Genomic DNA, 25,833 nt, shown 5'->3' with positions numbered 1-25,833 from the left:
CATCGCCAGCCTCTTTTTGCTCAAACTCTTTTGCTGCCCTGTTTCCCATTGATCTGGTGCCATTTGCGGCCGTCGCGTTCGATGAGTTTGTCGGCGCTGGCCGGGCCGGTGCTGCCGGGCGCATAGGGATCGGGCTTGCCGCCTTTGGCCCAGAGATCGAGGAAAGGCTGCACGGCGGCCCAGCCGGCTTCGATACCGTCGGCACGCTGGAACAGCGTCTGGTCGCCGACGAAGAGTTCGTAGAACAGGCTTTCGTAACCGGTCTGCCTGCCGATGTCGAACCTGTCGGCATAGCGGAAGTCGAGCGAAACTGGCGCGGTTTTCAGCACCAGTCCCGGCGACTTGATAGAGATTTCCATGTCCAGGCCTTCGTCGGGCTGAACCTGGATGATGAGCCTGTTCGGCGGCAGCTCGGGGCGCGAGCCGTGGCGCGGGAACTGCGCGAACGGCACCTGCCGGAAGGTGATGACCACTTCCGTATCGCGTGCCTTCAGCGCCTTGCCGGTGCGCAGGTAGAAGGGCACGCCCGCCCAGCGCCAGGTATCGACGAAGAGCTTCAGCGCCACGAAGGTTTCGGTGTTGCTGTCGGGCGCGACATCGGCCGTCTGCGTATAGGCGGGCAGATCGTGGCCGGCGAGCGGGCCGGCGGTATAGGCGCCGCGCACGGCGTTCTTGGCCGCTTCCTCGGGCGAATACAGCCGCAGGGCCTTCAGCACCTTGCCCTTCTCGTTGCGGATCGATTCCGCGTCGAAGCTGTTCGGCGGCTCCATCGCCACCATCGCCAGCAGCTGGAAGAGATGGTTCGGCACCATGTCGCGCAAGGCGCCGGTGGCATCATAGAACTTGCCGCGCATGCCGACATCGACCAGCTCGGCCGCCGTGATCTGGACATGGTCGATATAGTTGTTGTTCCACAGCGCCTCGATCATCATGTTGGCGAAGCGCGTCGTCATGATGTTCTGGACGGTTTCCTTGCCGAGGAAATGATCGATGCGATAGATCTGGCTTTCCGATACGTGGTTCAGCAGCCGCGCGTTCAATGCCTGTGCCGAGGCGAGGTCATTGCCGAACGGCTTTTCGATCGCGATGCGGCGGAAGGCGCCGGTGGCCTCGTTCATCAAGCCGTTTTCGGAGAGCTTCTCGGCTATGTCGCCAAAGAATTGCGGCGGCACCGCGAAATAGAAGGCCGCATTGGCACTCGGCGCATGGCCGAGATAATCCGAAATCTCCTTGTAGACGCCGTTCTGGGTGAAATCGCCGGAGATATAGTTGATGCGCGTGCGCAGGCTCTGCCATGCCGCCTGCCGTTCCGGATCGTCCATGTCGCCGGAGGTCTTGAGAAAGGCTTCCAGACGCTCCAGCAGCATCTCGACGCCGCCAGTTTCGATGCCGACGCCGAGGATATGCAGATCGCTTCCCACCAGCCCGCTGCGGGTCATGTTGATGAGTGTCGGGACGAGCAGCCGCCGGGTGAGATCGCCGGCGGCGCCGAAGATCACGAAAGTCAGCGGCGGGGCCGGTGCGACGTCGGGGGTGGTCATGAACGCGTCTCCTTGTGGCGGCCATTAAGGGGGCTTGTGGACGACATCGACTATCTCCTCGGAGCTATTGCTGTTTCAGCTTTGGCTGAGGGTGTTCTAGCGCGGGCCGACGCCGGTTGTCGATGGGATCGACGCGCCGCCGTCGGCCGAGGTTTCGGGATTGGCAAACGGGCTATTTCTTTACCGCGACCAGGAAGAGCCGCGGGAAGCGCAGCAGCACCTTGCCGTCGACAAGCGGCGGATAGGCTTTCTCGATATGCATCAGATATTCGGCGGTGAAAGCATCGCGATGCTCGGCGCCGGCATGGTCCAGATAGGGGCGCAGGCCCGTGCCCTTCACCCATTCGACGATGGCTGCGGCATTCTCCAGCGCATGATTGTAGTTGGTGTGCCAGATATCGACGCGGGCCGATTTGCCGATCAGCCTGTTGTAATAGACCGAGGGGGCGGGCAGCGGATTGCGTCGCACGCTCTTTTTCGCAAAGGCATCGCTCCACGGGCCGCTTTTGCCGGTTTCCTCCATCATCAGATGGCTGGGCTCGGTCAGATTGTCGGGCATCTGCACGGCGAGCACGCCGCCGGGTTTCAGCCTGTCCATCAGATGGTCGAGGATATCGAGATGGTTCGGCAGCCACTGAAACACGGCGTTGGCAAAGAGCAGGTCCACCGGCTCTTCCGGTCGCCATGTGGCAAGATCGGCCTTGAGGAAACTGGTGCCGGGCATGCGCTTGCGCGCCGCTTCCAGCATGTTGTCGTCGCTGTCGAGGCCCGAGACGTTGGCGGCGCCGTATCGCTCGACGATCAGCTCGGTCGAATTGCCGGGGCCGCAACCGAGGTCGATCGCGCGCTCGAGGCGCTCCAGCGGCACCTGCGCCAGCAGGTCGCGCGCAGGCCGCGTGCGTTCATCCTCGAATTTTACATATTGGCTGGCAGACCATGCCATGAGCGTATCCTCTTCCTAGATTGCCGTTGTCTTCGCTGCGCATAGGGCCTTTCCGCTTTTCCTCGAATCGCGAAAACGCTCTATCCTTTTGTTTTCACGTACTTCCGGACGGAAAGCCGCTAAGCACTTTTCCTGGAGTTGCTCTAGCACCTGGATATATCAGAACCGTGTAATGACGCTGATTCCCGTACCCTCGGCCTTATCCAGAGACATAAGCGCCGGGACGGCTTCTTCCAGGCTTATCTTGCGGCCGATGAGCTTTTGCGGCGCGATCTTGCCGGCGGCCAGCATGTCGAGCATGGCATCGTAGCGCCAGGCCTGCATGCCGTGGCTGCCGTAGATTTCCAGTTCATGGCCGATGACCTGCGCCATGGGAATCTGCGGTGTCGCGTACTCGCCGAGCATGAGGCCGACCTGCACATGCCGGCCGCGCCGGCGCAGGTTCTTGATGGAGTTGAAGCAGGTTGCGGGGTGACCGAGCGCATCGATCGAGACGTGGGCACCGCCCTTGGTGATCTCGCGCACCGCCTCCGCCACGTCGGAAACGCTGCCCGCATTGATCGTCGCCACCGCGCCGCATTCGCGGGCGAAGGCCAGCTTCTCGTCGGAAATGTCGATGGCGATGGCGTTCGCGCCGAGCGCGCTGGCGATCATGATCGCCGACAGCCCGACGCCGCCGCATCCGTGCACCGCGATCCATTCGCCGGGCCGCGTCTTCGCCTGGTCGGCAACGGCGCGGAAGGAGGTTGCGAACCGGCAGCCGAGGCTCGCCGCCGTCGCATCGTCGATCGTTTCGGGCAGGTGAACGAGGTTCGTGTCGGCATAGTCGATGGCGACATACTCGGCAAAGGAGCCCCAATGGGTGAAGCCGGGCTGGAACTGGCTGGGGCAGACCTGCTGGTTGCCGGAATGGCATTCGGCGCAATGGCCGCAGCCGGACACGAAGGGAACGGTGACGCGATCGCCGACCTTGAAGCGCACGACGCCACGCCCGGTCGCGACGACCTTGCCGGCAAGCTCATGGCCCGGCACATGCGGCAGCTGGATATCGGGATCGTGCCCCATCCAGCCGTGCCAATCGCTGCGGCAAAGCCCGGTCGCGCCGACGGCGATGACGACGCCGTCCTCGCCCGGTGTGGGATCGGGCAGGGTGCGTATCTCGGGCGTTGCCTCGAAGGACTCGTAATACATGGCTTTCATGGGAGTTCTCGCTATTTCTTGACGGTCTGTCCGGCCCATCATTTTTCCTGATGGACCTATTCGTCAAGCTGTTGTTTCGGCGCATGAAAATTGCGCTATGAATGCGGTATCGGGCGCTTTGTTGCAAATGGATTTTGCCGCGCAGTTTCTGCTTGACCCCAGGATTGCGCGGTTATTTGCTCTTCGCCACATATAAAGAGGAAACTACCATGGCAGTCGATACGTCGCCCCGCACCACCACCTGGACCTATGTCGAAGGAGAATGGCTTTCCGGCAATCCGCCGCTGATCGGGCCGACCTCGCACGCCATGTGGCTCGGCTCGACCGTGTTCGACGGCGCCCGCTGGTTCGATGGCATCGCGCCCGATCTCGATCTGCATTGCCAGCGCATCAATCGCTCGGCCGTCGCCATGGGGCTGAAGCCAGTCAAGACCTCGGAGGAGATCGAGGCGCTCGCCTGGGAAGGTATCAAGAAGTTCGACGGCAAGACGCCGATCTACATCAAGCCGATGTACTGGGGCGAGCATGGTTCGCCGGGCAGTGTCGTCGCCGTCGACGCGGAATCGACGCGCTTTGCGCTTTGCCTGTTCGAAGCCCCCCTCGGCGGCACCGGCGGCGTCACGCTCACCGTCTCGCCCTTCCGCCGCCCGTCGCCGGAAACGGCAACGACCGACGCCAAGGCCGGCTCGCTCTATCCGAACAGCGGCCGCATGATCCTGGAGGCCAGAAACCGCGGCTTCAACAATGCGCTCGTGCGCGACCTGAACGGCAATGTCGTGGAGACGGCATCCTCCAACGTCTTCATGGTCAAGGACGGCATCGTTTATACGCCGATCGCCAACCGCACCTTCCTTGCCGGCATCACGCGCGCCCGCGTCATCGGCCTGCTGCGGCAGGAAGGGTTCGACGTTCGCGAGGAGACCCTGTCGGTCGAGCAGTTCATGGCCGCCGACGAGATCTTCACGACCGGCAACTACTCCAAGGTCGTCAGCGTCAACCGCCTCGACGATCGTGAGTTCCAGGAAGGGCCGGTCGCCCGCAAGGCGCTGGAGCTTTACATGAATTGGGCCCACGGGCGCAGCGCCAGCGAAGAATAGGCCCTGTCTCGCAAGAGAGGGCGCCGCGCCGTGAGAGTGCGGCCGTTTACGGCCGCACGGGTGTTCCGGAACGGCCCGCCGATGCGAGATAGGACCGCGGCGCAAAGAAGATGCCGTCGGTCTCGAAAGCTTCGAGATCTTCGGCCTGCAGCGCCCGGCGGACGTTTGGTCTTGCGCCGACGTGAGCCATGAACTCCTGCAATGCCGGCCTTCTGGTGAGGTCGATCTTGATCCAGGGCGACCAGTTCAGGCAGACGAAAAGATAGGCATCCGCGATGGTGAAGTCGTCGCCGGTCAGATAGGGGCCGGTAAATTGGCCATTGAGCCAGTCCAGCCGTTTCGACACCAGCTCGTAGAGGCTGGCGTGGGCGCCTTCATAGGCCGGGTTGAACAACATCGCCATCGGCTTGTGAAGTTCGGCGGTGATGAAATTCAGATAGGATTGAACCTGGCTTCGGGCATAGGTTCCAGCCTTCGGCAGCACGCGCGCGCCTTCCGGAGAGCATTCCGCGAGGAACTGCACGATGGCAGGGCCTTCGGTCAGCACCTTGCCGTCATCCAGCATCAGTGCGGGCACATAGCCATTACCGTTGATGGCAAGATAATCCTCGCCCGAACTCGTCCGATGCGTTTTCCGGTCGACCTCGACCAGCTCGATATCCAGCCCCAGTTCCCGACTGACGATGTGCGGCGACAGGGAGCATGCGGCGGCGTGCATATAGAGTTTCATCGGATATTCCTCCTTGTATGGGCGCGAATACGAAACATCGCGCGATCACGCGTTGAATATTTGTACCATTTCGCATAAAATTTCCTCGGTCAAGATTTTAATGCGAAACGGTACAAAAATATGAAGAGCGAGAAAAAGCAGGGCCGCCCGCGGACCTTCGATGCCAAGGCTGTCATCGGGCAGGCGCGGGAGGTTTTTTGGGATAAGGGATTTTCCGCGGCCTCGCTGGATAATCTGAGTGCCGCGACGAAGCTGAACCGGCCGAGCCTCTACGGCGCGTTCGGCGACAAGGAAGAACTCTATCTGGATGCGCTGGAAGGCTATCGCGAGGAGAGTCTCGACGTGCTGGCGGAAGCGCTGGATCCCGCTTTGCCTCTACGCGAAAACCTGGCACGCATCTATGACAGGGCTTTGCAGATATATCTGCACGGCGCGACCGCTGCGCGGGGCTGCTTTCTGATCAGCACCGCGACGGCAGAGGCCATTCAGCACGCCCGGGTGCGGGAAGTGCTCGGCCGCAGCCTGAATGAATTTGACGGCGCGATCAGCGAGCGCATGGAGCTGGCGAAGGCGCGTGGCGAACTTCCGGCCGATGCCGATCCGGCGACCCTTGCAAGGCTTGCTTCCGCTGTCATGCATTCGCTTGCCGTGCGGGCGCGCGCAGGCGATACGCGCGAAACGCTGGAAGCGATCGCGCGTTCCGGTGTCGATATCATCTGCCCTCTGCGGTAACGCCGAGCACGATGACGGTCGCGGCCCTAGAGGGCTGCTTCCTTTTTCGGGCTGACCCACCAGCAATAGACGGCGCCGATCGCCAGCAGCACGCAGGTTCCGAGGAACACCGCACGCATGCCGATATGGCCGCCGACGAAACCGCCCACGACGGGACCGACCACCTGACCGACATATTGCGACGAGATGGAAAGGCCGAGGATACTGCCGGTCGCCGCATCGGGAACGTTGTGTCGGATAACGGCGGTGATGCACGGCAAAAGACCGCCGAGCGCCACGCCCATCAGGAAGCGTAGCGCGATCAATTGCCAGGCCGAGGTCACGAAAGCCTGCGGGATGAGCAGCACCGCAGCGGCTGCCAGTGCCGCCATGATGACGCTCCAGTGGCCGATGCGGTCGGCGAGCTTGCCGAGCCACGAGGCCGACAGGATGCTGCCCAGCGCCGCGGCGGCCATGACGACGCCGGAGACCATCGTCACCTGCGCGCCGGTGACGAACTGCGCCACATAGACGGTTATGATCGGCTCGATCGACATATTGGCCAGCATCAGCAACAGGCCGAGCGACAGCATGGCGATGACGGGGCGCTTGTCGGGAATGGAGGCCCAGCTGCCGCTTGCCTTGGCGGCCTTCTTGCGCGCCGTGGATTTCTCCTCCTTGATGAGGAATGTCGTCGCCAGGAAGGTGAAGAAGATCACGCCGCCGGCCAGCAGGAACGTGCCGCGGATGCCGATTATCGGCGGCAGCGCGCCGCCGATCAGCGGCCCCACGAGATTGCCTGCCATGATGCCGGCGGACAGCGTGCCCAGCGCCCAGGCCGAGCGATACTTCGGCGTCTGCGCCGCAACCAGCACCATCGAACCCGAGGCATAGCCGCCGGCAAGGCCGGTGAACAGGCGCAGCCCCACCAGCTGCCAGACATTGCCGGCCATGCCCATCAGCGAGATGGCGATCGTCATGCCGAGGCTGGCGCGAACCAGCATCAGCTTGCGGCCGTAGATATCGCCAAGCCGGCCCCAGAGCGGCGCGACGAAGGCGGCCGCAAAGAAGGTGGCGCCATAGGCGATCCCGGACCATTGCACGATTGCCGCCTTGTCGCTGACGCCGAGTTCCTCGACATAGAGCGGCAGGAAGGGAAGCAGCAGCGTCATTGCCACGATCGTCGTGAACGAACCGACGAGGCAGATAATCAGGTTCCGCATCCAATGGGCGGTTTCCGGCTCGGCCGGTGCGGCTGCATCCCATCTCGTCTCGGTCATTTCTCGGCCTTTGCGTTCAATGTGTAAAACAGTTCCCGGCTGCCCGATGCCAGGATGTGACCCTTCGCGGCAGCGAGAAGGTCGGCACGGGTGAACAGGTCGGGAAGGCTCAATCGATCGACGTCGAGCGCATAGACGGTGACGTGGTAGCTGTGGATGCGCTCGTCATTCCAGGGCGGGCATGCGCCCATATAACCGCCATGCGGCCCATCCTTCAAGTTGCCGCCGCCGGCGCCATTCTGGCCGCGCCGTCCGTAGGCGGTGCGCTCCAGCGGCAGGCCTCCGGCCGAGGGGCCGTTCCCGTCCGTGCCTTCGGCAAGGCTGGTGCGAGAGGCCGGGATGTCGGCGAGCACCCAATGGACGAATTCCATTCGCTTGAAATTCTTCGGGATCGGCTTGTCGGCCTTGTTGAACAGCGAGAAATCCGCGGGAACGTCGGGATCGACCATTGCAAGCGCATAGGAGCGCGTTCCCTTGGGTCCCTTCGACCATGACACGGCCAGGCTCTTGTTGGGGCCGGGCGCGGACTTGTCCGCTGCCGTCGAAATGCAGGAAGCGTTTTCGGGCAGCAGCATCCGGCCGTTGCTCTTTGCAAACGTCACCTTGAGATCGGCCGACAGGGCAGGCGTGGCGACGGCTGCGGCAATGATGGCGGCATTCAGAACTTTGAGCATGGTTTTCATGATGTTGCCCTTTCATGTTGCGGCTCCTGTGAGCCTTCGAGGGCAGGATCTAACAAATTCATGTCGAGCGTCGGCGTACGCAAACGCTCAAAATTCAGCCTAAAACGCTCACGCGCTACGAAGTCGATCGGCGAAGCGGCGTGGGGAGCGATAGCCGGTGGCAAGGGCCGCTTCACGCAGCGACAGACCGTCCTCGGCGAGAAGGGTCGTCGCCAGCGCCACGCGCTCGCTCGCCAGCACGTCCCGCAGCGACGAGCCTTCGCGCGACAGACGCCGGCGCAGCGTCGCGTTGCTCGTGCCGAGCTCGGCGGCGATGAGATCGGCCGTCCACGGACGATCCGGCTGCCAGCGTACCAACGCGCGCACCGCCTCGGCGGTCGTTTCCGGCGAGCCGGGAAGGACGCCGCGCATACCGAGGATCATGAGTATTTCGAGGAGCCTGTGCTCGATCAGGGGAACAGGCAGGTTGCCGGCGGCAATGCCTTCGCCCGCATGGTCGATCGCAGCGGCCAGCAGCGGATCCAGCGACAGTTCGGCCTGGGCGGCGATGTGAGCGGGCGGAAAGGCTTTTGCGGCCCGCCGCGTCAATTCCTCGGGGAAAGTAATGAAGATCGCCCGGTAGACGCCGGTTTGCGGGTCTGGATCGTTGACGACATCGCCGCTCCAGCCTGCCGGCAATACGATCACCGTGCCGGCCGTAAAATGCCGCTGCCGCCCCATACTGACGATTTCCTTGGAGCCCTCAAGCACGGCGACGATCGAAACCTGCGAAAAGGCCGAGCCGGCGATGCGCTCGCGTTCGCGGGTGACGAAGGTGAAAAGCGTCGAATAGCTGCCGATGCCGCTCGGTGCTGCCGTAGGACGATTGTCCTTTGCCGCCAGGCGGCGCAATTTTTCCAGGATGTGATGATGCGCCTCGGACACTGCGATGGCTTCCTGCTGATATGGGGGTATTCTGGAGTTTGAACGATAGGCGTGACGATGCCAAGTCAGCAAAGCGCTTTGGAGGTTCGCCTCGTCGCATATTATCGACCGATTGCACCTTGCGATCGGTTTGCAGTCGGGTGGCTGAAAAATCACCCTGAGGCAAAGGAGGAGACACCTCATGAACTCTCTTGAAAATGCCCGCTGTGACACGGTCAAGCGTCTCTTTGCCGCTTACGTCGCCCAGCATCCCGATGTCGTCGATCCGATGCTGACGCAGGATTTCACCTTTTCCAGCCCGCGCGACGATCATATCGACCGGAAGCGGTATTTCGAGCATTGCTGGCCGAAGGAGAGGCTCTTCCGCGACATTCATATCGAACATCTGGTGGCCGATGGCGACGATGTGATCGTCGGCTACAGAGCCGAGAAAATGGATGGCGGCAGCTTTCGCAATGTCGAGTTGATCCGCTTTGCCGGCGACCGTATTGCCGAAGTGAACGTCTATTTCGGGCGAAACCTGTAGCGGATCAGCCCGTGATTTTCGCCATTGCGGCCGCAAGCGCAGTCGCGGGGCCGCTCAGCGGCTGCTGGACGCCTTCGGGAAGAAGGCGTGCGGCCTCGGTCATGGAGGCCTGCGCGAAGGCGATCGTGACGGCCCCTTCGCCGTGGGCAACCTTCACCGCATCGGCGATGGAGGCAAGATAGGCCGGCAGATCGCCGGCCCGAAAGTGCGCCCAGGTGCCCGGGATCAGCCGCACCTCGATCTCGGCGCCCGTCGTTTTCGCGGCAGCTTCGAAGAGCGCTGTCGTCGGGATGATGGTCGTCTCGACCGTGCAGAGGACGATGACCTTGCCGCCGGCCCTGACGGCTTCCTCGGCAAGGATGGCATCCGCCCGGACGATCGGCGCTGCTGCGCCGGCTGCGACCTGCGCCGCTGCCGGGCCGAGTGTCGAGCAGTTGAGCACGACGGCATCGGCATCCTCGGCCAGATGCCACAGGAGAGCAGCCGTTTCCGCTACGATCTCTTCCGTCAAGCGCCCTGCCTTTTCGACGGCAAGAAGGAGATCGGCGCGGACATGATGACGCAGCGCGCCGACAGGCAGCCCGAGCGCCTTCGCCGCAGCTTCGTAGACGACGATATTGCTTTCGGCGGTATGCAGGCAGGCTATCGTCACAGGCATTCCTCAAAATGGCCGGAGATCCGCGAGCCTAGCCGCGGCGGCCCGCTTTGTCGACGTTTCGGCATTGCGCCGCCCCATGTCTTCCGACGTCATCATATACATGAAGCTAAACTTCTGAGTCTATGCTATACATGATTGAAAAATAGGGCAATTTTTGCTCCCGCGTGCAACTTTTTTGGCATGTCGCCGGTTGCTCTTCCAGGCGACCGCTCCTATGTTCCGGTTCACCTGCCGACGCAATTTTTTGCCAAGAGGAGATATGACCATGGCTTTCGAATTGCCTGAACTTCCTTATGATTACGATGCACTTTCGCCCTTCATGTCGCGTGAGACGCTCGAATATCACCACGACAAGCACCACAAGGCCTATGTCGACAACGGCAACAAGCTCGCCGCCGAAGCAGGTCTTGCGGACCTTTCGCTCGAAGAGATCGTAAAGAAGTCCTTCGGCACCAATGCCGGCCTCTTCAACAACGCGGCCCAGCACTACAATCACATCCATTTCTGGAAGTGGATGAAGAAGGGCGGCGGCGGCAACAAGCTGCCGGGCAAGCTCGAAGCAGCCTTCGCCTCCGACCTCGGCGGCTATGACAAGTTCAAGGCCGATTTCGCCGCTGCCGGCGCAACGCAGTTCGGCTCGGGCTGGGCATGGGTTTCCGTCAAGAACGGCAAGCTCGAAATCTCCAAGACCCCGAACGGCGAAAACCCGCTCGTTCATGGCGCGAACCCGATCCTCGGCGTCGACGTCTGGGAACACTCCTACTACATCGACTACCGCAACCTGCGTCCGAAGTACCTCGAAGCCTTCATCGACAGCCTGATCAACTGGGACTACGTCCTGGAGCGCTACGAAGCCGCGACGAAGTAAGGTTTGCCGCATAGGCTGGCTTTCGCACCCGGCGTCTTTCTGGCGTCGGGTGTTTTCTTATCCGCCAGCCTGCAATGATGTGTCCGTGTGCCGCTTACCCTCCCCAAAGAGGCCGCCCAAGGAGGCTGAATGCCATCCGCACCGCTCTTCCGCTTCGGCGTCATCGCCGATCCGCAATATGCCGATCTCGAGCCTAATCTCACCCTCAATCGCTATCCCGCGAACAGCCTCGTCAAGCTTCGCGAGGCGATAGAGGAATTCAACCGGCGCGACCTCGCCTTCGTCGTCACGCTCGGCGACATCATCGATCGCGAGTGGAAGAGCTTCGATGCCATTTTGCCGGTCTATGAGACGCTGCGCCATCGCAAGCATTTCCTGCTCGGCAACCACGATTTCGTCGTGGCGCCTGAGCATCTCCTCAGCGTGCCGGCCCGTGTGGGCATGCTGTCGGCCTACTACGATTTCGGCCTTTCCGGCTATCGTTTCATCGCCCTCGACGGCAATGAGATCAGCGTCTTCGCCCCGCCGGAAGGCGACCCGCGCCGGCAGGAGGCAAGGGAGCTGATGAAGGCGCTGGAGAACGCCGGCGCGCCGAACGGGCAGCGCTGGAACGCGGCGATGGGCCGCGCGCAATATGACTGGCTAGCCGTCAAGCTCGAGGAAGCGAAGGCCTCCGGCGAGAAAGTCATCGTCATGAGCCACTATCCCGTCTTCCCGGACAATGCCCACAACGCGCTCGACAGCGACCGCATCCTGGCGCTTCTGGCCGAACATGATCACGTTGTCGCTTATCTCAACGGCCACAATCACGCCGGCAATTTCGGGGTGTCCGGGGGCACCTATTTCGTCAACTTCATGGGTATGGTCGATACGATCGATAGCACCGCCTACGCGATCGTCTCCGTTTACCCGGATCGGCTCGAGATCACCGGCTTCGGGCGCGAGACCGACCGGACGTTGCCCCTGCGCTGACCCTCACTCGGCCGCGATCATCCGCATCTCGGTAACATCCCTTTTCGGCGGCGTGCCGAACATGCGGGCATATTCGCGGCTGAACTGCGAGGCGCTTTCGTAGCCGACCCGGTAGGCGGCGGTTTCGACATTGGCATGGCCTGCAACCATCAGCCGGCGCGCTTCCAGCAGCCGCATCTGCTTCTGATATTGCAGCGGCGTCATCGATGTCAGCGTCTTAAAATGCTGGTGGAAGGAGGAGGGGCTCATGCGCGCTACGGCGGCCAGCTGCTCGATCCGCACCGGCTCCGCGAAATTGTCCCGCAACAGGCGGATGGCATCGGCAATGCGGCGGGTCTGCCCATCAGGCAAGACCAGCTTGCAGACCTCGCCGCCATTCGGGCCGGTGAGCAGCCAGAAGCAGATTTCCCGCATGATCGCCGGATAGAGCACAGGAATGGCGCCCGGTGTCGCGAGCAGGCGCGTCAATCGCACGAGGCAATCGGCGAGCTGCTGGCTGAGATCCTCGACAAAGATGCCAAGACGGGCGCTGCCCGTGGGCTTCGGCGGCGTATCGAGCTGTTCCATCACTTCGCGCATCATGCCGACATCGAATTCGAGGGAGATCGCCATGTAAGGCTTCTCCTCGCTTGCCTCGATCACCCGGCCGGACGCCGGTAGCTCGATGCTGATGATCAGGGCCTGCATTTCGGCATAGTCGATCACCTTTTCGTTCAGCATCAGCTGCTTCGCACCCTGGACGATGACGCAAAGCGCCGGTCGGTAGACCCTTGCATGCGGCATCTTCAATTCCGTCGAGCGCATGATGTGCAGGCCGTCGATGCCGGTCGGAAATAGGCCGTTGTCGCCGCCGTCGCCGGCGTCGATGAATTGCGTAATCGCATCCTTGAGGGCAGACGACATTGGCGGTCTCCAGGGCAGGGTACTCTTCCATCATCATAGCAGGGAGGCATCCGCGAACAAGCCGGTTGGAGGAATAGGCAAGAAATTCGAGAATTCCGGCATTCAAGGAAACGGTGCCAAAGGCGTAATTTTCAGTCATCAGGCGTCCCTTGGAGAACGACAATGACAACGGAAAATACCGATAAATCAAAGGCAAAGATTGCGATCATCACCGGCGGCAGCCGTGGTCTCGGCCGCAACACGGCCATTCATCTCGCCCGCCGTGGAGGCGACGTCATTCTGACCTACAACTCAAATAAGGCAGAAGCCGACAGCGCTGTCGCCGAGATCGAGGCTCTCGGTCGGAAGGCCGTGGCATTGCGGCTCGATGCCGGCGATACTGCGTCCTTCGACGCGTTCGTTTCCGAAGCCGGAAAGGCGTTACAGCAGGGTTGGGGCCGCGATCGTTTCGATTTCCTCGTCAACAATGCCGGTACGTCCTATCATGCGTCCTTCGCGGAAACGACGGAGGCCGAGTTCGACACGCTCTATAATATCCACCTCAAGGGCGTGTACTTCCTGACGCAGAAGCTGCTGCCGCACATCCATGATGGCGGCCGCATCGTCAACATTTCCTCCGGCCTCGCCCGCTTTAGCAATCCGGGCTCGTCGGCCTATGCCGCGATGAAGGGGGCGGTCGAAGTGCTCACGCGCTATCTCGCCAAGGAGCTCGGTCCTCGCGGCATTACCGTCAACACGGTGGCTCCGGGTGCGATCCAGACGGATTTCAGCGGCGGCATCGTTCGCGACAATCCAGAGGTCAACAGGATGGTCGCGTCCATGACGGCGCTCGGCCGCGCCGGCCTGCCCGACGATGTCGGCCCGATGATCGCCTCGCTACTGTCGAACGACAATCGCTGGGTCAACGGCCAGCGCATCGAAGTCTCGGGCGGCATGATTCTCTAAAATCCGGCCGTATCCCGGCCTCGTGCAGCACCTCAGCTGGCTGCGACTGGGGTGTTTGTCTGCCAGCCGTTCACCCAGATCTGTCGCAGACCGTCGCCTTCGCCCTTGAACCATAGGCCGGCGGGCTGGCAATCCTCGATCCGGTCGCTGCGGAAATTGCGGATCGCCTGGCGCAACTCGCACCAGGCGACGATATTGGCCGTCTCCGCGTAATAGATCAGCGCGATCGGCCGGATGATGCGGTCGGTGGCGCGGCCGAATTCGTCGCGATAGGCAAGATCGAGCTTTTCCTCGTCGCGGATGGCGCGGCGCACCAGGGCCAGATCGATTGCCGAGGCCGAAGGTGCTGCAAAGCCCCACGCATGCAGCGCATTCGCATCGAGGGTCTGGCGCAGCGGCGGCGGCACGGCGCCGGCGATCTTGGCGCTCACGCGCTTAGCGGCCTGCTTCAGTTCGGCGTCGCCGGTGCGCTCCAGCAGCGCTAGCGACAGCACGATCGCCTCCATTTCCTCGATCGAGAACATCAGCGGCGGCAGATCGAAGCCGGGCCGCAGGATATAGCCGATGCCGCGCTCGCCCTCGATCGGCACCCGCATTGCCTGGAGCGCCGCGATATCGCGATAGACCGAGCGTACCGTCACCTCCAACTGGCCGGCAATGTCGGCCGCCGTGACCGGCCTCTTGGCCAGCCGCAGGATCTGGATGATCTCGAACAGACGCGACGCCTTGCGCATTTCTTGCTCCAATGCCGAAGGCTACTGACAACACCCCGTCAGTTGGCTCGATTTATAAGATCGCCTATCGACTTGAAAATCAACCATTTCCTCTGCTGTTTCAATAGAGAGGACGATAGGCAACTGACATGGGCTACGCGGAAAATCTCTGGCTTTTCTTTCTCCTTCTCTTAGGGATCATCATCGTTCCGGGCATGGACATGCTGTTCGTGCTCGCCAATTCCCTGACCGGCGGCAGCAATCGCGGTCTTGCCGCGACGGGCGGCATCATGCTTGGCGGCGTGGTCCATTCTTTGAATGGCGCCATCGGCGTCGGCCTGCTGATGCATTTCGTGCCCATTCTCTTCAATCCGCTGCTGATTGCCGGCGGCGCCTACATGGCCTTCATCGGCTTCACGCTGATGCGCAGTTCCATCACCGTCGGCCATGACGGCCCTGCCGGCAGCCGGTCCGCCTGGAAGGCCTTTCGTCAGGGAGCGGTCACTTGCCTGATCAATCCCAAGGCCTATCTCTTCATCCTTGCCGTGTACCCGCAGTTCCTGAGGCCGGACTACGGCCCGGTTTGGATGCAGGCCGTCATCATGGGAGCCATGACCGTCGCAACGCAGTTTGCCGTCTACGGAGGTCTTGCCATTACTGCCGGACGTAGCCGCGATCTGCTGGTCGCCAATCCGCGTGCAACGGCCTTCGCGGGCCGCGCGGCCGGGCTGCTGCTCATCGCGGTTTCGGTGTTTACGGTGTGGGAAGGCCTCAAAATGGCGTGAGGGCTGATGCGGCGAATGAGTGTGTCTGCAGCATGACACTGATTTCACTTGGTTCTCACCACTTTGTGACTTCATTGCCGGAAGGGAAACCGGCAAACATGTCGCTCGTAATCATGCGCCGGCCGCACATGCGGTCTTGATCACTTGAAAGAGGTAGGAGAACGAAATGAAGTGGAAAGCGATTGTGGCGGCAACGGCTCTGGCCAGCATCGCCCTGGGTTCTGTCGTGGCGGCCGATGGCACGCATGACTCCCGTATCGGGCTGATGAAGAAGATCGGCGGCGCCGCGGGGGCTCTCGGCGCGATTGCAAAGGGCGACAAGCCCTATGATGCCGACATCGTCAAGGCATCGCTGACGACCATTGCCGAGACCGCCAAGGCTTTCCCGGATCAGTTCAATCCGCAGAGCGACAAGACCGATGCCGAGGTCAATCCGAAGATCTGGGATAATTTCGATGACTTCAAGGCCAAGGCCGCGAAGCTTTCCACCGATGCCGAGACGGCGCTCGCCCAGCTTCCGGCCGACAATGCCGGTGTCGGTGCGACGTTGAAGACCCTCGGCGGCAGCTGTGGCGCCTGTCATCAGGCCTACCGCATCAAGAAAGACTAAGCGGTAGGTCGGCCTCGTCCAGAGCAATTCCAGAAAAGCGCGTCGCGATTTTCCGCCCGGAATTGCGCAAAAGCAAAAGCCTGGAGCCTCTTCGCGATTCGAAGAAACGCGAAGAGGTTCGGAAAATCCGTTTTGGCATCCGCCCCGGTCTTGCCGCCGGTACGGAGCCTTATGGCTTTAGAGCCAAGGCAAGGGGGTAGGTGTGATGGCGCGATTTATCCGGTGGCTGCTCTGTCTGTTCGGCGTGATCGTCCTCGGCTGTGGCGCATTTTATGTCATCACCGCGCCATCGCCCTTGCCGGCAAGCCATTGGGCCAATCTCGGCGATCCCGATCTCAAGAATGGCGAGATGGTCTTCTGGGCCGGCGGCTGCACAAGCTGTCACGCGGCGTCCGGTGCGCAGGGCGATGCCAAGCTCGTGCTTTCGGGCGGCCTTGCACTGACGAGTCCCTTCGGCACCTTCCATGTGCCGAATATTTCGCCGGACGAGAAAGCCGGGCTCGGCAGCTGGACCCTTGCCGATTTCGGCAATGCCATGAAGCGCGGTGTCGGCAAGAACGGCGAGCATCTCTATCCGTCCTTTCCCTACGGCTCCTATACCCGCATGAGCGACAAGGACATCAACGACCTCTGGGGCTTCCTGAAGACGCTGCCGAAGAGCGACAATGTCGCCCCGCCGCACGAGCTGCCCTTTCCGTTCAACATCCGGCTGGCGCTTGGCGGCTGGAAGTTCCTCTATCTCAACGACCAGCCGCGCGTCGTTCTCGCCAAAGCCGACGAGAAGATCAAGCGCGGGCAGTATCTGGTGGAAGGGCCGGGCCATTGCGGCGAATGCCACACGCCGCGCGACAGCCTCGGCGGCTTCCTGAGCGGCCAATGGCTGGCGGGCGCGCCCAATCCGGAAGGCAAGGGCCAGATCCCGGATATCACGCCCGGCTCCAAGGCGATCGGCAGCTGGAGCGCCGGCGACATCGCCAACTACCTCGAAACCGGCTTCACCCCGGACTATGATTCCGCCGGTGGCTCGATGGCCGAAGTCCAGCAGAACATCGCCCACCTTCCGGGTGCTGATCGCGAGGCGATCGCGGCCTATCTGGAGGCATTGCCGGCGAAATAGACCGGAAGATACTCAGCTGATGGGCGAGCGCCTGGCGAGATAGAGATGCGTTTCGTAGTGCAGCTCGAATTTGCCGCCTTCAGCCGCGATCGCCCCGGCGAGCGCGGAAAGCAACGTCTCCCTCTGACCATCAGGCAGAACCCGATAGCTTGAGAGTGTGCGCAGCAGATCAGTGTAGCTTTGCGCGGTATGCGCCCGGCTCCAGCGATAGCAGTGCTGTCCTGACGCTTCGAAATGGTCGGACTGCCTTAGCAGCTCGGCGAACGGACCGTCGGGCAGATACCATGCCTCTGCCGGCGGGCCCGCAAGCTGCGGCGCATGGTGGGCGTAGATTTCAGCGAATTTTCCGGCAAGCGGCGGCTCGGGCGGCATCGGCACACTGCCGAAGACGGCGAGCGTTCCTTCCGGCTGCAGCAAGGCGGCTGTCCTGGCGAAGCGCAGCTCCGGTGAAACCCAATGGAACGATTGCGCCGCTGCTATCAGCCTGAAGCTCGCCGCTGCCCCCGGCCATGCTTCGAAGGTGGTCTGCGCAAAGCGGACCTTTGGAAACTTCTCCAGACTTTTCCGCGCGACCGCGATCAATTCCTTGCCTGGATCGAGCGCGAGAACGGAAAGACCCCGCCGTGCAAAACCTTCAGTCGCCTGTCCCGTGCCGCAGCCGATTTCAAGGATCTCATCCCTGTCGTTGAGACCGGCGAAGGCGATCACGTCGTCGAAGAGCCTATCGGGATAGGTGGGGCGGGCATTGTTATAAAGGCTGGCGACGCCATCGAATGTAAACCGCTGTTCCAAGGCGCACCTCCAGTCGCAGATCAGAGCCTGCAGCCTTTTTTCTAGCGCATTTCCGATAAAGCCTATAGCGGCAATGGCGCGGGATTCGAAAACAGAAGAGGGTGGTCGTGGACGCAGGGGTGACGCAAAGGGTTCCTTATTTCAGCCAATGGGAAACGCCTGAGATGACGTTGGCGGTGGTGGCCGAAGGCGCGCAGACTGCTTTGCTCCGAGATCCGCTCTGGGCGTCGTCCGGGGCTCGCAATGTCGAGGAATATGCTCATTGGGCCGCCAATCTTTGCGGCATGGCCTGCCTGAAGATGGTTCTTGCTGCCCGCACCGGCAAAACGGTGCCGATCATGGATCTGGCCATGGGCTGCAGGGATTACGGCGGCTATGTCGAGGAGCCGGATGGCAAGATCAAGGGGCTGATCTATGCGCCGTTCGTGCCCTTCGTCCGGGATCGCTTCGATCTGAATGCCAGGGTCGTCACCGGGATTTCTGTCGCCGACATCGCCGATATCCTCACGCAATCGGAATTCTTCATCGCGTCGGTCCATCATTCTATTCGCTGGCCGGAGACCGAGCCGCCGGCCAAGGGCGGACATCTGGTGCTGGTAACGGCCGTCAGTGGAAACAGGATCCGCTTCCACAATCCGTCCGGTCACATCGCGGAGACGCGAGAAAATGCGGAGATGCCGTTGCAGACGTTCGAGAGGTTCTTTGCAGGCCGCGGGATCGCCATCGATCGCTAAAATCAGTATGCGATGGCGATCCTGTTAAAGGCCGGCATCAGGCCAATGCCTGAAGGTAGCGCATGCCGGTGACCGGACGCGGCTTGAAGTCCATGTTTTCGTAGAAGCGATGGGCCTGGAAATTGCCTGTCGCAGCTCCCACGGAAAGGTAGCTGCAGCCGGCCTTGCGGGCGATATCGCGGGCGCGGTCGACGAGATGCTGTCCCACACCATGGCCGCGATGGCCGTCACGCACGAAGAGATGATGCAGGTCCATGCCCCGCTGCCCTTCCTGCGCCTTGTAGAGCGGCACGAGGATGGCGTAGCCGAGCAGGCCATGCTCGCCGTCGGCAACCAGCGCCGTGATCCAGGGCACAGGGCCGAAAAGATCGCGCTCCAGCTGCTCGGGCGTCGTGCCCGAGGGGTCGCCATGATGGGCGGCAAGCAGGCGGATCATGTCGTTCAGCTCCGGCAGGTCGCGTGGCTGCGCATTGCGGATGGTCAACACCGGCGGGCGGAGGAGTGAAATTTCGCTATCGTCTAGCATGGCATTCTGCGTCCTTGTTTTTCAAATGAGCCGTCAGGACGCTGCCGATACAACAAAGCCGCCTGACGGCGGCTTGTTGACATATGATCTGTCTTGGCCGCCTGTTACAGGTACAGCCAAAAATACGAGCAATTGTGGAGCGCGTGCGTGATCATGGGCGCATCAATGATCCCGTTCAGCGCGTTTGTCAATGGGGGGCTCAATGCTCCCCTTCGCATAACCCGTGGTCGGAAAGCGCGCGGATCACATAGCAGTCCTCGATGCTGTGCCCGTCGCAATGCGAGACGATGCGCTCCAGCTCATGCTCCAGCTTCCTCAGTCGGGCGATCTTGATGCGCACGTCCTCCAGATGCTCCTTGGCGATGCGGTCTGCACCCACGCAGGGACGGTCGGGGTGTTGGCTGAGTGAGATCAGCTCCTTGATGGCATCGATCGTCAGGCCGAGATCGCGGCCATGCCGAATGAAGGCGAGCCGCTCCAGGTCGCCCTTGAAATAGCGCCGCTGGTTGCCTTCGCTGCGTTCGGGCTCCGAGATCAGGCCCATCTGCTCGTAATAGCGGATCGTCGGCACTTTTACGCCGGTACGTTTGGACAGATCGCCGATCGTCAGCATCGGATACCCTCTCTATAGCTCTAGTCTCTAGAGCAATATATGCGGTCTCTCGCAGGATTTGCAAGAGCAGGCGGAGTCAGCTAGCCGGCGCGGGCTACCTGGGCGGTCCATGATCCCGCATATCATTGCGTCCAGGGCGCACTTCCATTTCGCTGCTAAGAATAGTATACCCCCCTATATTATAATTCGAGGCCGCAATGTCCCATACCATTCGTCAGCAAGCCAAGCTTCTTTCCCGCATCCGCCGTCTCAAGGGGCAGATGGAGGCGGTGGAACGGGCACTTGAGGCCGAACGCCCGTGTGGGGAGATATTGCAGCTTCTTGCCTCCATTCGGGGCGCCCTCACCGGGCTGACCGGGGAGGTCCTGGAAGATCACCTGCATGAGCATGTGCTTCATGCCGAAGACGAAGAGGCCCGCCGGCAGGCGGTCGATGAGATAGCCGACGTGCTGAAGACCTATCTGCGGTGACCAGCTTCGGCGCGTTCAACGGGAGACCGATGTCATGAGTATTTCCCCCGAGATGGGCCATAGCCACGTCTTTCTGGGCTCCGATCACGAGCGCAACGAGCGCCGCATCCGGCTCGTCATCGCGCTGACCGCCGTGATGATGGTGGTCGAGATCGGTGCCGGCACGATCTACGGTTCGATGGCGCTGCTCGCCGATGGCTGGCACATGTCGACCCATGTCAGCGCCATGCTGATTTCGGCTCTCGCCTATCTCTATGCCCGCCGGCATGCGCACAATGCGCGCTTCACCTTCGGCACCGGCAAGCTCGGCGATCTCGCAGGCTTCGCCAGCGCCATCGTGCTGGCGCTGATCGCGCTCATCATGGGCTGGGAGAGCGTGTTGCGGCTGCTGGACCCGGTGGCGATCAACTTCCGGGAAGCCATCGCCATCGCAGTGGTCGGCCTCGTCGTCAATCTCGTCAGCGCGTGGCTTCTGCGCGACGATCACGGCCATCATCATGGGCACAGTCACGCCCATGACCATGGTCACGAGCATGACGACGATCACCATCATGGCCACAGCGGCGGCAGGGACAACAATCTGCGTTCCGTCTATGTCCATGTCATCGCCGACGCGATGACCTCGGTTCTTGCTATCGTTGCGCTGCTGCTCGGCAGCCGGTTCGGCTGGACATTTCTCGATCCGGTCATGGGCATCGTCGGTGGGCTGGTGATCCTGCAATGGGCATGGAGCCTGTTGCGTATGTCAGGCGCCGTTCTCCTCGATTTCATCCCGCAGGGCGAGGATTTGCCGGAAGAGATCCGCGAGGCGATCGAAACGGATGAGGATCGGATCACCGATCTTCATGTCTGGCAGGTAGGCCCTGGGCATCATGCCGCCATCGTCGCGGTCGCAACGCCCGTTTCGCGCGATCCCTCCTTCTACAAGGCGCGGCTCGCCGACATCCACGAGCTCTCTCATGTGACCGTCGAAGTTACCGTCGACAAGGCGGCATAAAATCCGCTAGCAATCGGAAAGGTCGGAGGCTTGCCATATTCCTCGCATAGCCCACAATCTGCCCGATTCCGCTGGAGGCCCTTCGCATGCCCACATTGCTCACCCGCCGCCGTCTCATGGCAGGCTCGGCGCTGCTCCTTCCCGCCCTGACACTCGGCCCCGAAGCGTTGTTCGCGCAGGATAGCGGCGCGTCACCACAGACGCCGCCTGCAACGGATAATTCGGCAGCGCCTGACGGCGGCGGCCAGGGAATGGAAGATAGCGGCGGAACGCCGGACAATTCGCAGCTGTCCGACGATGTCGACAAGCAGCTTGCGGACCTGGAAAAGAAGACCGGCGGCCGGCTCGGCGTCTCCGTGCTCGACACCGAGACCAACATCTCCCTCGGCAACCGCGAAGAAGAGCGCTTTCCCCTGTGCAGCACCTACAAGGCGCTTGCCGTCGGCTTCGTGCTGGCGCGTGTCGACCAGGGCACGGAAAAGCTCGACCGTCGCGTCACCTACGGCAAGGACAAGGTCGTCACCTATTCGCCGGAGACTGAAAAACATGCCGACACCGATGGCATGACCGTGGCCGAGCTGTGCGGCGCAGCCATAACGCTGAGCGACAATACGGCAGGCAATCTGCTGCTCGAAAGCTTTGGCGGCCCTGCCGCGCTGACCTCGTGGCTGCGCACCACCGGCGACACCGAAACCCGCCTCGATCGCAATGAGCCCGATGTCAACCAGGCCGTCAAGGACGACCCGCGCGATACGACGACGCCGGATGCGATGCTGGATACGATCGGCCTTCTGACGCTCGGGAACACCCTGTCGGAAACATCGAGGGATCAGCTGATCAATTGGCTGGTCGGCAATACGACGGGCAACAACCGCCTGCGCGCGGGCCTGCCGACGGAGTGGAAGGTCGGCGACAAGACCGGTACAGGCAATAACGGCTCCTATGCGGACATTGCCGTCATCTGGCCGCCGGAGCGCGGCCCTGTCCTGGTCACGACTTTCGTTGCCGAGGCAACCGCGTCTGCGAAAGACGTGGAGGCGGTCTTTGCCGAAGTCGGCAAGATCGTAACCGGAATGGTCGGGCAATAGCTGAAATATCGAGAGTAAAAACAAGACGATACGATCAAGATATGAATCAGGATCGTATCGTCTTCACCTAATCTGGCAGCTTGTTCAGACGAGAGACAGCGCCGAGGCTGCGCTGTCCGTTTCCTTGTCGCTGTCGCCCTGGCTGTTGCCGGCGCCAAGCTTCTGCTTGATCTCATCAGCGATCTGGTCGTTGATCGCTTTCTGGTCGTCGGCGGAGAGGGCCTTGAACGAATCTTCCGTCAGGCCGTGCGCTTCCAGATACTGCGCGCGGATTTTCTGGGCCGGCGTCATGTTCGCCCATTTGGCGAATTCGTCGAGGATATCCTGGTTGGACTGCTCGCTCGACGACGTCGAGCTGCTGCCGGACGAGCTCGAGTCCGACTGGTCGTCAGTGGAATCCGCTGCCGAAGACGAGGAGGAGGAGTCGCCAAACTGGCTAAGCCAGAGAGCGGACGAAATGGAGGAGGAGACGCCGCTGGAGGCAATGGAAGGTCCCGGCTGGTCGTCCTGCTGATCGCCGCCATCGTCGGGCAGCGTGAAAGGCGTGCTGTCATCGCTGTCGCTGCTCTGCTGGCTGCGGATCGGCGTGCTGAAATAGTTCTGGGTGCTGTGATGCACTTTCATCGTCATATCTCCCTGCGGGTTGGGGAGACGATGACTCTGCAAGCCTGCCCGGGGCTTATGCCGATGGCCCCTCAGGTGCCGCAGAACGTCTGCAGCACCCGCTCCGTCGGCAGTGGAGGTTCGGCATAGGGCGCGAAGGAAGGCTGATCCTGGTAGGGTGTTGCGAGCACTTTCAGCAATGCCTCGAACAGGGAAAAATCATCGTCTTCGACTGCGGCAACGATGGCCTGCTCTATTCGGTGATTGCGGGGAATGAAGGCCGGGTTAATCCTGCGCATGGCTGCCGCACGCGTTGCCTGCGTTTGGGCATCGCGGTCGAGGCGCTCGCGCCAGCATTCAAGCCATGGCGCGACGGATTGCGGATCCTGAAAGGTGGCGGCGAAGTCGGTAATGTCCTCGTCCGCGGCGAGAGCGGCAAGGCGGCGGAAGGTGAGCGTGAAATCCGCACCCTGCTGCTGCATCGTCGCCAATAGCGACTGAATCAGCTCGAGGTCGCCGTCCTCCTCGCTCGCAAGGCCGATCTTGGCCCGCATGCCCGAGAGCCAATAGGCCTGAAAGCGCTCGCCATAGGATTTGATGACAACGTTTGCCAGGTCGATCGCTGTATCGGCGGACGGATCGATCAGCGGAATCAGGGTCTCGCCGAGGCGTGCGAGGTTCCATTGGCCGATGGCCGGCTGGTTGGCATAGGCATAGCGGCCGTTGCGGTCGATCGACGAGAAGACGGTTGCCGGATCATAGGCGTCCATGAAGGCGCAGGGACCGAAATCGATTGTCTCGCCCGATACCGTCATGTTGTCGGTGTTCATCACGCCATGGATGAAGCCGATATGCAGCCAGCGCGCAATCAGCGCCGCCTGCCGCTCGGCCACGGCTTCCAGCAGTGCGAGATAGGGGTTCGCCCGGTCTCTGATGTCCGGGTAGTGTCGCGCGATGACGTGATCCGCCAGCGTCTTCACGCTTTCCGTATCGCCGCGCGCGGCAAAGAACTGGAACGTGCCGACACGGATATGGCTCGCCGCCACGCGCGTAAAGATCGCGCCGGGCAGGGCTTCCTCACGATAGACAGGTTCTCCGGTGGTCACCGCGGCAAGCGCCCGAGTCGTCGGGACGCCGAGAGCGTGCATGGCCTCGCTGACGATATACTCGCGCAAAACCGGGCCGAGTGCCGCCCGCCCGTCACCACGGCGGGAAAATGGCGTCGGCCCCGAACCCTTGAGCTGGATGTCACGGCGCCTGCCGTTGCGGTCCTTCACTTCGCCGAGAAGGATCGCCCGGCCGTCGCCGAGCTGCGGTACGAAATTGCCGAACTGGTGGCCGGCATAGGCCATGGCGATCGGCTGCGATCCGGGCAGCAGCTCGTTTCCGGAAAAGAGCGCGGCAGCGTTTTGGCTTAGCGCATCCACGTCGAGCCCGAGCTCCCGCGCCAGCGCCTCGTTGAATTTAATCAGCCTCGGCGCGGCAACGGGTGTCGGCGCCTGATCCGCAAAAAACTGCGGCGGCAGGCGCGCATAACTGTTGTCGAATGCGACCGGCGGGGCCTGAAGCGCGCTATCATCGTGAAGAGGTGAGCTCATGGCTTTAAGGTAGGGCCGGCGAGGGGGGGGCGCAAGGTCCTTGCCCGTGGTAGGATAATATCCTACTTTATCCTACCGCCGACGAGGATTTTGTGATGAACGAGAAACTGAGTATTTCGCTCCCCAGTGAAATGGTCGCTGCAATCAAGGCTCGAGTCGATGCTGGCGCTTACGCCTCCACCAGCGAGGTGCTGCGCGCTGCCATCCGGGTCTGGCTGCGGGAGGAAGAGGAGTATCAAGAGCGCATGTCCGCAATCCGGCAAAAAGTTGCCGCATCCTTGGATGACTCTCGGCCAAACCTAAGCGGACACGACGTAAAGCAGCGCCTTGATGCCTTTTTTGACAAGCGTCGGTAGACCATGGAGCGATATGCGGTCGAGTATCGTCCGGAGGCCATGGAAAATCTGCTTGAGGTCGCGGCTTACGTGTTCGATCTAAGTCAGAACGTCGAAACGACGGAGGCTTATATTGGCCGTATCTACGCGCGTTGTGAAAAGATCGGCGATGCTCCATTCGGAGGTGTTGCCCGGGACGACCTGGGTGCAGGCGTTCGTATGGCGGTCTTCGAAAAAAGTGTCGTTATCCTTTATACTATCGTCGAAAATGCCGTCTGGATTACCAACATCTTCTTCGGCAGCAGAGACTACGCAACGCTCGTGACACGCGCCTAGTTCTCCTCCAGTTCCCGCGCCATCTCCGCAAGCTTCCGCACGGTATTGAGGTTTCTCGACGTTCCCGCCTTCAACGCTGGCAGCTTCAATTTGGAGCGTCCCGAGCCATCGGGGTAGTGCACGTAGATCTCCCTGCCGGCGATGTGTACTTCTTCGCCGCCGGGTGCGACGAGCTTGTCCAGCGCATCCTTCGGCGCCGCATCCGGCAGGAAGGTGACGAGCAGGTAGTTCGGCTTGGCGTGCGGGAAGGGCGAACTTTCCGCCGCCCTTTCCAGTGCCTCGCGGCTACGCAGGATCACGCCGGGGGATTTGCCCATTTTCTCCGCCAGCGCCTGTTCCAGCCGGGTCCGGACTGTTGTCTCGTCCTCCCCGGCGCGGAAAAGCACGTTGCCGCTCTGGATGTAGGTGCTCACATCCGTAAAGCCGATCCCTTCGCAGAGCGCCTTCAGGTCCGCCATCGACAATGTGCCGGTGCCGCCGACATTGACGGCACGCAGTAGGGCGACGAAGACGGTCATGGCTCACTCCTGCCGTT

31 protein-coding genes are annotated in these 25,833 nt (G+C 61.8%); 15 read left to right on the top strand and 16 right to left on the bottom strand.

The genetic code is table 11. The features are described from left to right. Positions 1–20 precede the first annotated feature (20 nt). The 3 genes from zwf to GR212_RS27535 all read right to left on the bottom strand — a co-directional run bounded on the left by zwf (position 21) and on the right by GR212_RS27535 (position 3,684). Positions 21–1,541: a glucose-6-phosphate dehydrogenase gene (gene zwf / locus GR212_RS27545; RefSeq protein WP_163991528.1), complete on the bottom strand. Its 1,521-nt coding sequence runs from the start codon at positions 1,539–1,541 to the stop codon at positions 21–23. Between the two features lie 172 nt (positions 1,542–1,713). Beyond that, positions 1,714–2,484 carry a trans-aconitate 2-methyltransferase gene (gene tam, locus GR212_RS27540; protein ID WP_163991526.1) on the bottom strand — a complete coding sequence of 257 codons (771 nt, stop codon included), beginning with the start codon at positions 2,482–2,484 and terminating at the stop codon, positions 1,714–1,716. 159 nt (positions 2,485–2,643) lie between these two features. Then, complete coding sequence (locus GR212_RS27535; protein WP_163991524.1) at positions 2,644–3,684, bottom strand: zinc-dependent alcohol dehydrogenase family protein; 1,041 nt, start codon at positions 3,682–3,684, stop codon at positions 2,644–2,646. A 209-nt stretch (positions 3,685–3,893) separates the two neighbouring features. On the opposite strand from GR212_RS27535, the gene GR212_RS27530 reads away from it, so the two are divergent. Continuing rightward, entirely contained in the window at positions 3,894–4,781 is an 888-nt protein-coding gene (locus GR212_RS27530) for a branched-chain amino acid aminotransferase (RefSeq protein ID WP_163991522.1), read from the top strand. 46 nt (positions 4,782–4,827) lie between these two features. On the opposite strand, the gene GR212_RS27525 is transcribed toward GR212_RS27530, so the two are convergent. Next, positions 4,828–5,511, bottom strand: a complete 684-nt coding sequence (locus GR212_RS27525) for a glutathione S-transferase N-terminal domain-containing protein (protein WP_163991520.1) — start codon at positions 5,509–5,511, stop codon at positions 4,828–4,830. A gap of 120 nt (positions 5,512–5,631) precedes the next feature. Between GR212_RS27525 and GR212_RS27520 the strand changes: the two genes are divergently transcribed. Beyond that, the gene (locus GR212_RS27520; protein WP_163991519.1) at positions 5,632–6,243 is read left to right on the top strand and encodes a TetR/AcrR family transcriptional regulator; all 612 of its coding nucleotides are present in this window, start codon (positions 5,632–5,634) and stop codon (positions 6,241–6,243) included. 26 nt (positions 6,244–6,269) lie between these two features. Here GR212_RS27520 and GR212_RS27515 read toward each other — a convergent pair whose 3' ends face one another. The 3 genes from GR212_RS27515 to GR212_RS27505 form a co-directional block, all read right to left on the bottom strand. After that, positions 6,270–7,502 carry an MFS transporter gene (locus tag GR212_RS27515; protein ID WP_163991517.1) on the bottom strand — a complete coding sequence of 411 codons (1,233 nt, stop codon included), beginning with the start codon at positions 7,500–7,502 and terminating at the stop codon, positions 6,270–6,272. Continuing rightward, positions 7,499–8,185 carry a YbhB/YbcL family Raf kinase inhibitor-like protein gene (locus GR212_RS27510; protein WP_163991515.1) on the bottom strand — a complete coding sequence of 229 codons (687 nt, stop codon included), beginning with the start codon at positions 8,183–8,185 and terminating at the stop codon, positions 7,499–7,501. Before GR212_RS27510 ends, GR212_RS27515 begins: the two co-directional genes overlap by 4 nt. 108 nt (positions 8,186–8,293) lie before the next feature. Further along, positions 8,294–9,109, bottom strand: a complete 816-nt coding sequence (locus GR212_RS27505) for a helix-turn-helix domain-containing protein (protein ID WP_163991513.1) — start codon at positions 9,107–9,109, stop codon at positions 8,294–8,296. A gap of 181 nt (positions 9,110–9,290) precedes the next feature. Between GR212_RS27505 and GR212_RS27500 the strand changes: the two genes are divergently transcribed. Next, positions 9,291–9,635: a nuclear transport factor 2 family protein gene (locus tag GR212_RS27500; RefSeq protein ID WP_163991511.1), complete on the top strand. Its 345-nt coding sequence runs from the start codon at positions 9,291–9,293 to the stop codon at positions 9,633–9,635. A gap of 4 nt (positions 9,636–9,639) precedes the next feature. Here the strand turns inward: GR212_RS27500 and GR212_RS27495 are convergent, their stop codons facing one another. Beyond that, on the bottom strand, positions 9,640–10,287 hold the full coding sequence (locus tag GR212_RS27495) for an Asp/Glu racemase (protein ID WP_163991509.1): 648 nt from the start codon (positions 10,285–10,287) through the stop codon (positions 9,640–9,642). A 271-nt stretch (positions 10,288–10,558) separates the two neighbouring features. Between GR212_RS27495 and GR212_RS27490 the strand changes: the two genes are divergently transcribed. After that, positions 10,559–11,161, top strand: a complete 603-nt coding sequence (locus GR212_RS27490; RefSeq protein ID WP_112340320.1) for a superoxide dismutase — start codon at positions 10,559–10,561, stop codon at positions 11,159–11,161. A 129-nt stretch (positions 11,162–11,290) separates the two neighbouring features. Beyond that, on the top strand, positions 11,291–12,133 hold the full coding sequence (locus tag GR212_RS27485) for a metallophosphoesterase (RefSeq protein WP_163991507.1): 843 nt from the start codon (positions 11,291–11,293) through the stop codon (positions 12,131–12,133). Between the two features lie 3 nt (positions 12,134–12,136). Here the strand turns inward: GR212_RS27485 and GR212_RS27480 are convergent, their stop codons facing one another. Then, entirely contained in the window at positions 12,137–13,036 is a 900-nt protein-coding gene (locus GR212_RS27480) for an AraC family transcriptional regulator (protein ID WP_163991505.1), read from the bottom strand. A gap of 162 nt (positions 13,037–13,198) precedes the next feature. Between GR212_RS27480 and GR212_RS27475 the strand changes: the two genes are divergently transcribed. Then, a complete protein-coding gene (locus GR212_RS27475; RefSeq protein ID WP_163991503.1) occupies positions 13,199–13,981 on the top strand; it encodes an SDR family NAD(P)-dependent oxidoreductase in 783 nt (260 codons plus the stop codon). Positions 13,982–14,013: 32 nt separating this feature from the next. On the opposite strand, the gene GR212_RS27470 is transcribed toward GR212_RS27475, so the two are convergent. Beyond that, positions 14,014–14,715, bottom strand: coding sequence for a helix-turn-helix transcriptional regulator (locus tag GR212_RS27470; RefSeq protein WP_163991501.1), 702 nt, complete (start codon positions 14,713–14,715; stop codon positions 14,014–14,016). A gap of 128 nt (positions 14,716–14,843) precedes the next feature. Here GR212_RS27470 and GR212_RS27465 point away from each other — a divergent pair, with 128 nt between their 5' ends. From GR212_RS27465 to GR212_RS27455, 3 genes are all read left to right on the top strand, one after another. After that, positions 14,844–15,479: a LysE family translocator gene (locus GR212_RS27465; RefSeq protein WP_163991499.1), complete on the top strand. Its 636-nt coding sequence runs from the start codon at positions 14,844–14,846 to the stop codon at positions 15,477–15,479. 166 nt (positions 15,480–15,645) lie between these two features. Continuing rightward, complete coding sequence (locus tag GR212_RS27460; protein ID WP_163991497.1) at positions 15,646–16,089, top strand: c-type cytochrome; 444 nt, start codon at positions 15,646–15,648, stop codon at positions 16,087–16,089. A 202-nt stretch (positions 16,090–16,291) separates the two neighbouring features. Beyond that, on the top strand, positions 16,292–17,206 hold the full coding sequence (locus GR212_RS27455) for a c-type cytochrome (protein WP_163991496.1): 915 nt from the start codon (positions 16,292–16,294) through the stop codon (positions 17,204–17,206). A gap of 12 nt (positions 17,207–17,218) precedes the next feature. On the opposite strand, the gene GR212_RS27450 is transcribed toward GR212_RS27455, so the two are convergent. Beyond that, positions 17,219–17,998 carry a class I SAM-dependent methyltransferase gene (locus tag GR212_RS27450; RefSeq protein WP_163991494.1) on the bottom strand — a complete coding sequence of 260 codons (780 nt, stop codon included), beginning with the start codon at positions 17,996–17,998 and terminating at the stop codon, positions 17,219–17,221. A 107-nt stretch (positions 17,999–18,105) separates the two neighbouring features. Here GR212_RS27450 and GR212_RS27445 point away from each other — a divergent pair, with 107 nt between their 5' ends. After that, entirely contained in the window at positions 18,106–18,732 is a 627-nt protein-coding gene (locus GR212_RS27445) for a C39 family peptidase (protein ID WP_432444412.1), read from the top strand. Positions 18,733–18,769: 37 nt separating this feature from the next. Here the strand turns inward: GR212_RS27445 and GR212_RS27440 are convergent, their stop codons facing one another. Together GR212_RS27440 and GR212_RS27435 are read right to left on the bottom strand one after the other, a co-directional pair. Beyond that, positions 18,770–19,258 carry a GNAT family N-acetyltransferase gene (locus tag GR212_RS27440; protein ID WP_163991491.1) on the bottom strand — a complete coding sequence of 163 codons (489 nt, stop codon included), beginning with the start codon at positions 19,256–19,258 and terminating at the stop codon, positions 18,770–18,772. A 199-nt stretch (positions 19,259–19,457) separates the two neighbouring features. Further along, positions 19,458–19,871, bottom strand: a complete 414-nt coding sequence (locus GR212_RS27435) for a MerR family transcriptional regulator (RefSeq protein WP_163991489.1) — start codon at positions 19,869–19,871, stop codon at positions 19,458–19,460. 197 nt (positions 19,872–20,068) lie between these two features. Here GR212_RS27435 and dmeR point away from each other — a divergent pair, with 197 nt between their 5' ends. The 3 genes from dmeR to bla all read left to right on the top strand — a co-directional run bounded on the left by dmeR (position 20,069) and on the right by bla (position 22,426). Then, positions 20,069–20,341 carry a Ni(II)/Co(II)-sensing transcriptional repressor DmeR gene (dmeR, locus tag GR212_RS27430; protein ID WP_163991487.1) on the top strand — a complete coding sequence of 91 codons (273 nt, stop codon included), beginning with the start codon at positions 20,069–20,071 and terminating at the stop codon, positions 20,339–20,341. 34 nt (positions 20,342–20,375) lie between these two features. Next, positions 20,376–21,338 carry a CDF family Co(II)/Ni(II) efflux transporter DmeF gene (dmeF, locus tag GR212_RS27425; protein WP_163991485.1) on the top strand — a complete coding sequence of 321 codons (963 nt, stop codon included), beginning with the start codon at positions 20,376–20,378 and terminating at the stop codon, positions 21,336–21,338. 86 nt (positions 21,339–21,424) lie between these two features. Further along, positions 21,425–22,426, top strand: coding sequence for a class A beta-lactamase (gene bla / locus GR212_RS27420; protein WP_163991483.1), 1,002 nt, complete (start codon positions 21,425–21,427; stop codon positions 22,424–22,426). 84 nt (positions 22,427–22,510) lie between these two features. Here the strand turns inward: bla and GR212_RS27415 are convergent, their stop codons facing one another. Next, on the bottom strand, positions 22,511–23,050 hold the full coding sequence (locus GR212_RS27415; protein WP_163991481.1) for a hypothetical protein: 540 nt from the start codon (positions 23,048–23,050) through the stop codon (positions 22,511–22,513). A 71-nt stretch (positions 23,051–23,121) separates the two neighbouring features. Next, positions 23,122–24,627, bottom strand: a complete 1,506-nt coding sequence (locus GR212_RS27410; protein WP_163991479.1) for a protein adenylyltransferase SelO — start codon at positions 24,625–24,627, stop codon at positions 23,122–23,124. Between the two features lie 95 nt (positions 24,628–24,722). Here GR212_RS27410 and GR212_RS27405 point away from each other — a divergent pair, with 95 nt between their 5' ends. Beyond that, on the top strand, positions 24,723–24,983 hold the full coding sequence (locus GR212_RS27405) for a ribbon-helix-helix domain-containing protein (protein WP_163991477.1): 261 nt from the start codon (positions 24,723–24,725) through the stop codon (positions 24,981–24,983). A gap of 3 nt (positions 24,984–24,986) precedes the next feature. Beyond that, positions 24,987–25,298: a type II toxin-antitoxin system RelE/ParE family toxin gene (locus GR212_RS27400; protein WP_163991475.1), complete on the top strand. Its 312-nt coding sequence runs from the start codon at positions 24,987–24,989 to the stop codon at positions 25,296–25,298. Here GR212_RS27400 and GR212_RS27395 read toward each other — a convergent pair. Next, positions 25,295–25,816, bottom strand: coding sequence for a DUF1697 domain-containing protein (locus tag GR212_RS27395; protein WP_163991474.1), 522 nt, complete (start codon positions 25,814–25,816; stop codon positions 25,295–25,297). The genes GR212_RS27400 and GR212_RS27395 overlap by 4 nt on opposite strands. Positions 25,817–25,833 lie beyond the last annotated feature (17 nt).

Source organism: Martinezella lusitana (genome assembly GCF_010668395.1).
Taxonomy (GTDB): Bacteria; Pseudomonadota; Alphaproteobacteria; order Rhizobiales; family Rhizobiaceae; genus Rhizobium; species Rhizobium lusitanum_A.
The sequence above is the reverse complement of the archived record's forward strand: the minus strand, read 5'-3'. Positions and strand labels throughout refer to the sequence as shown.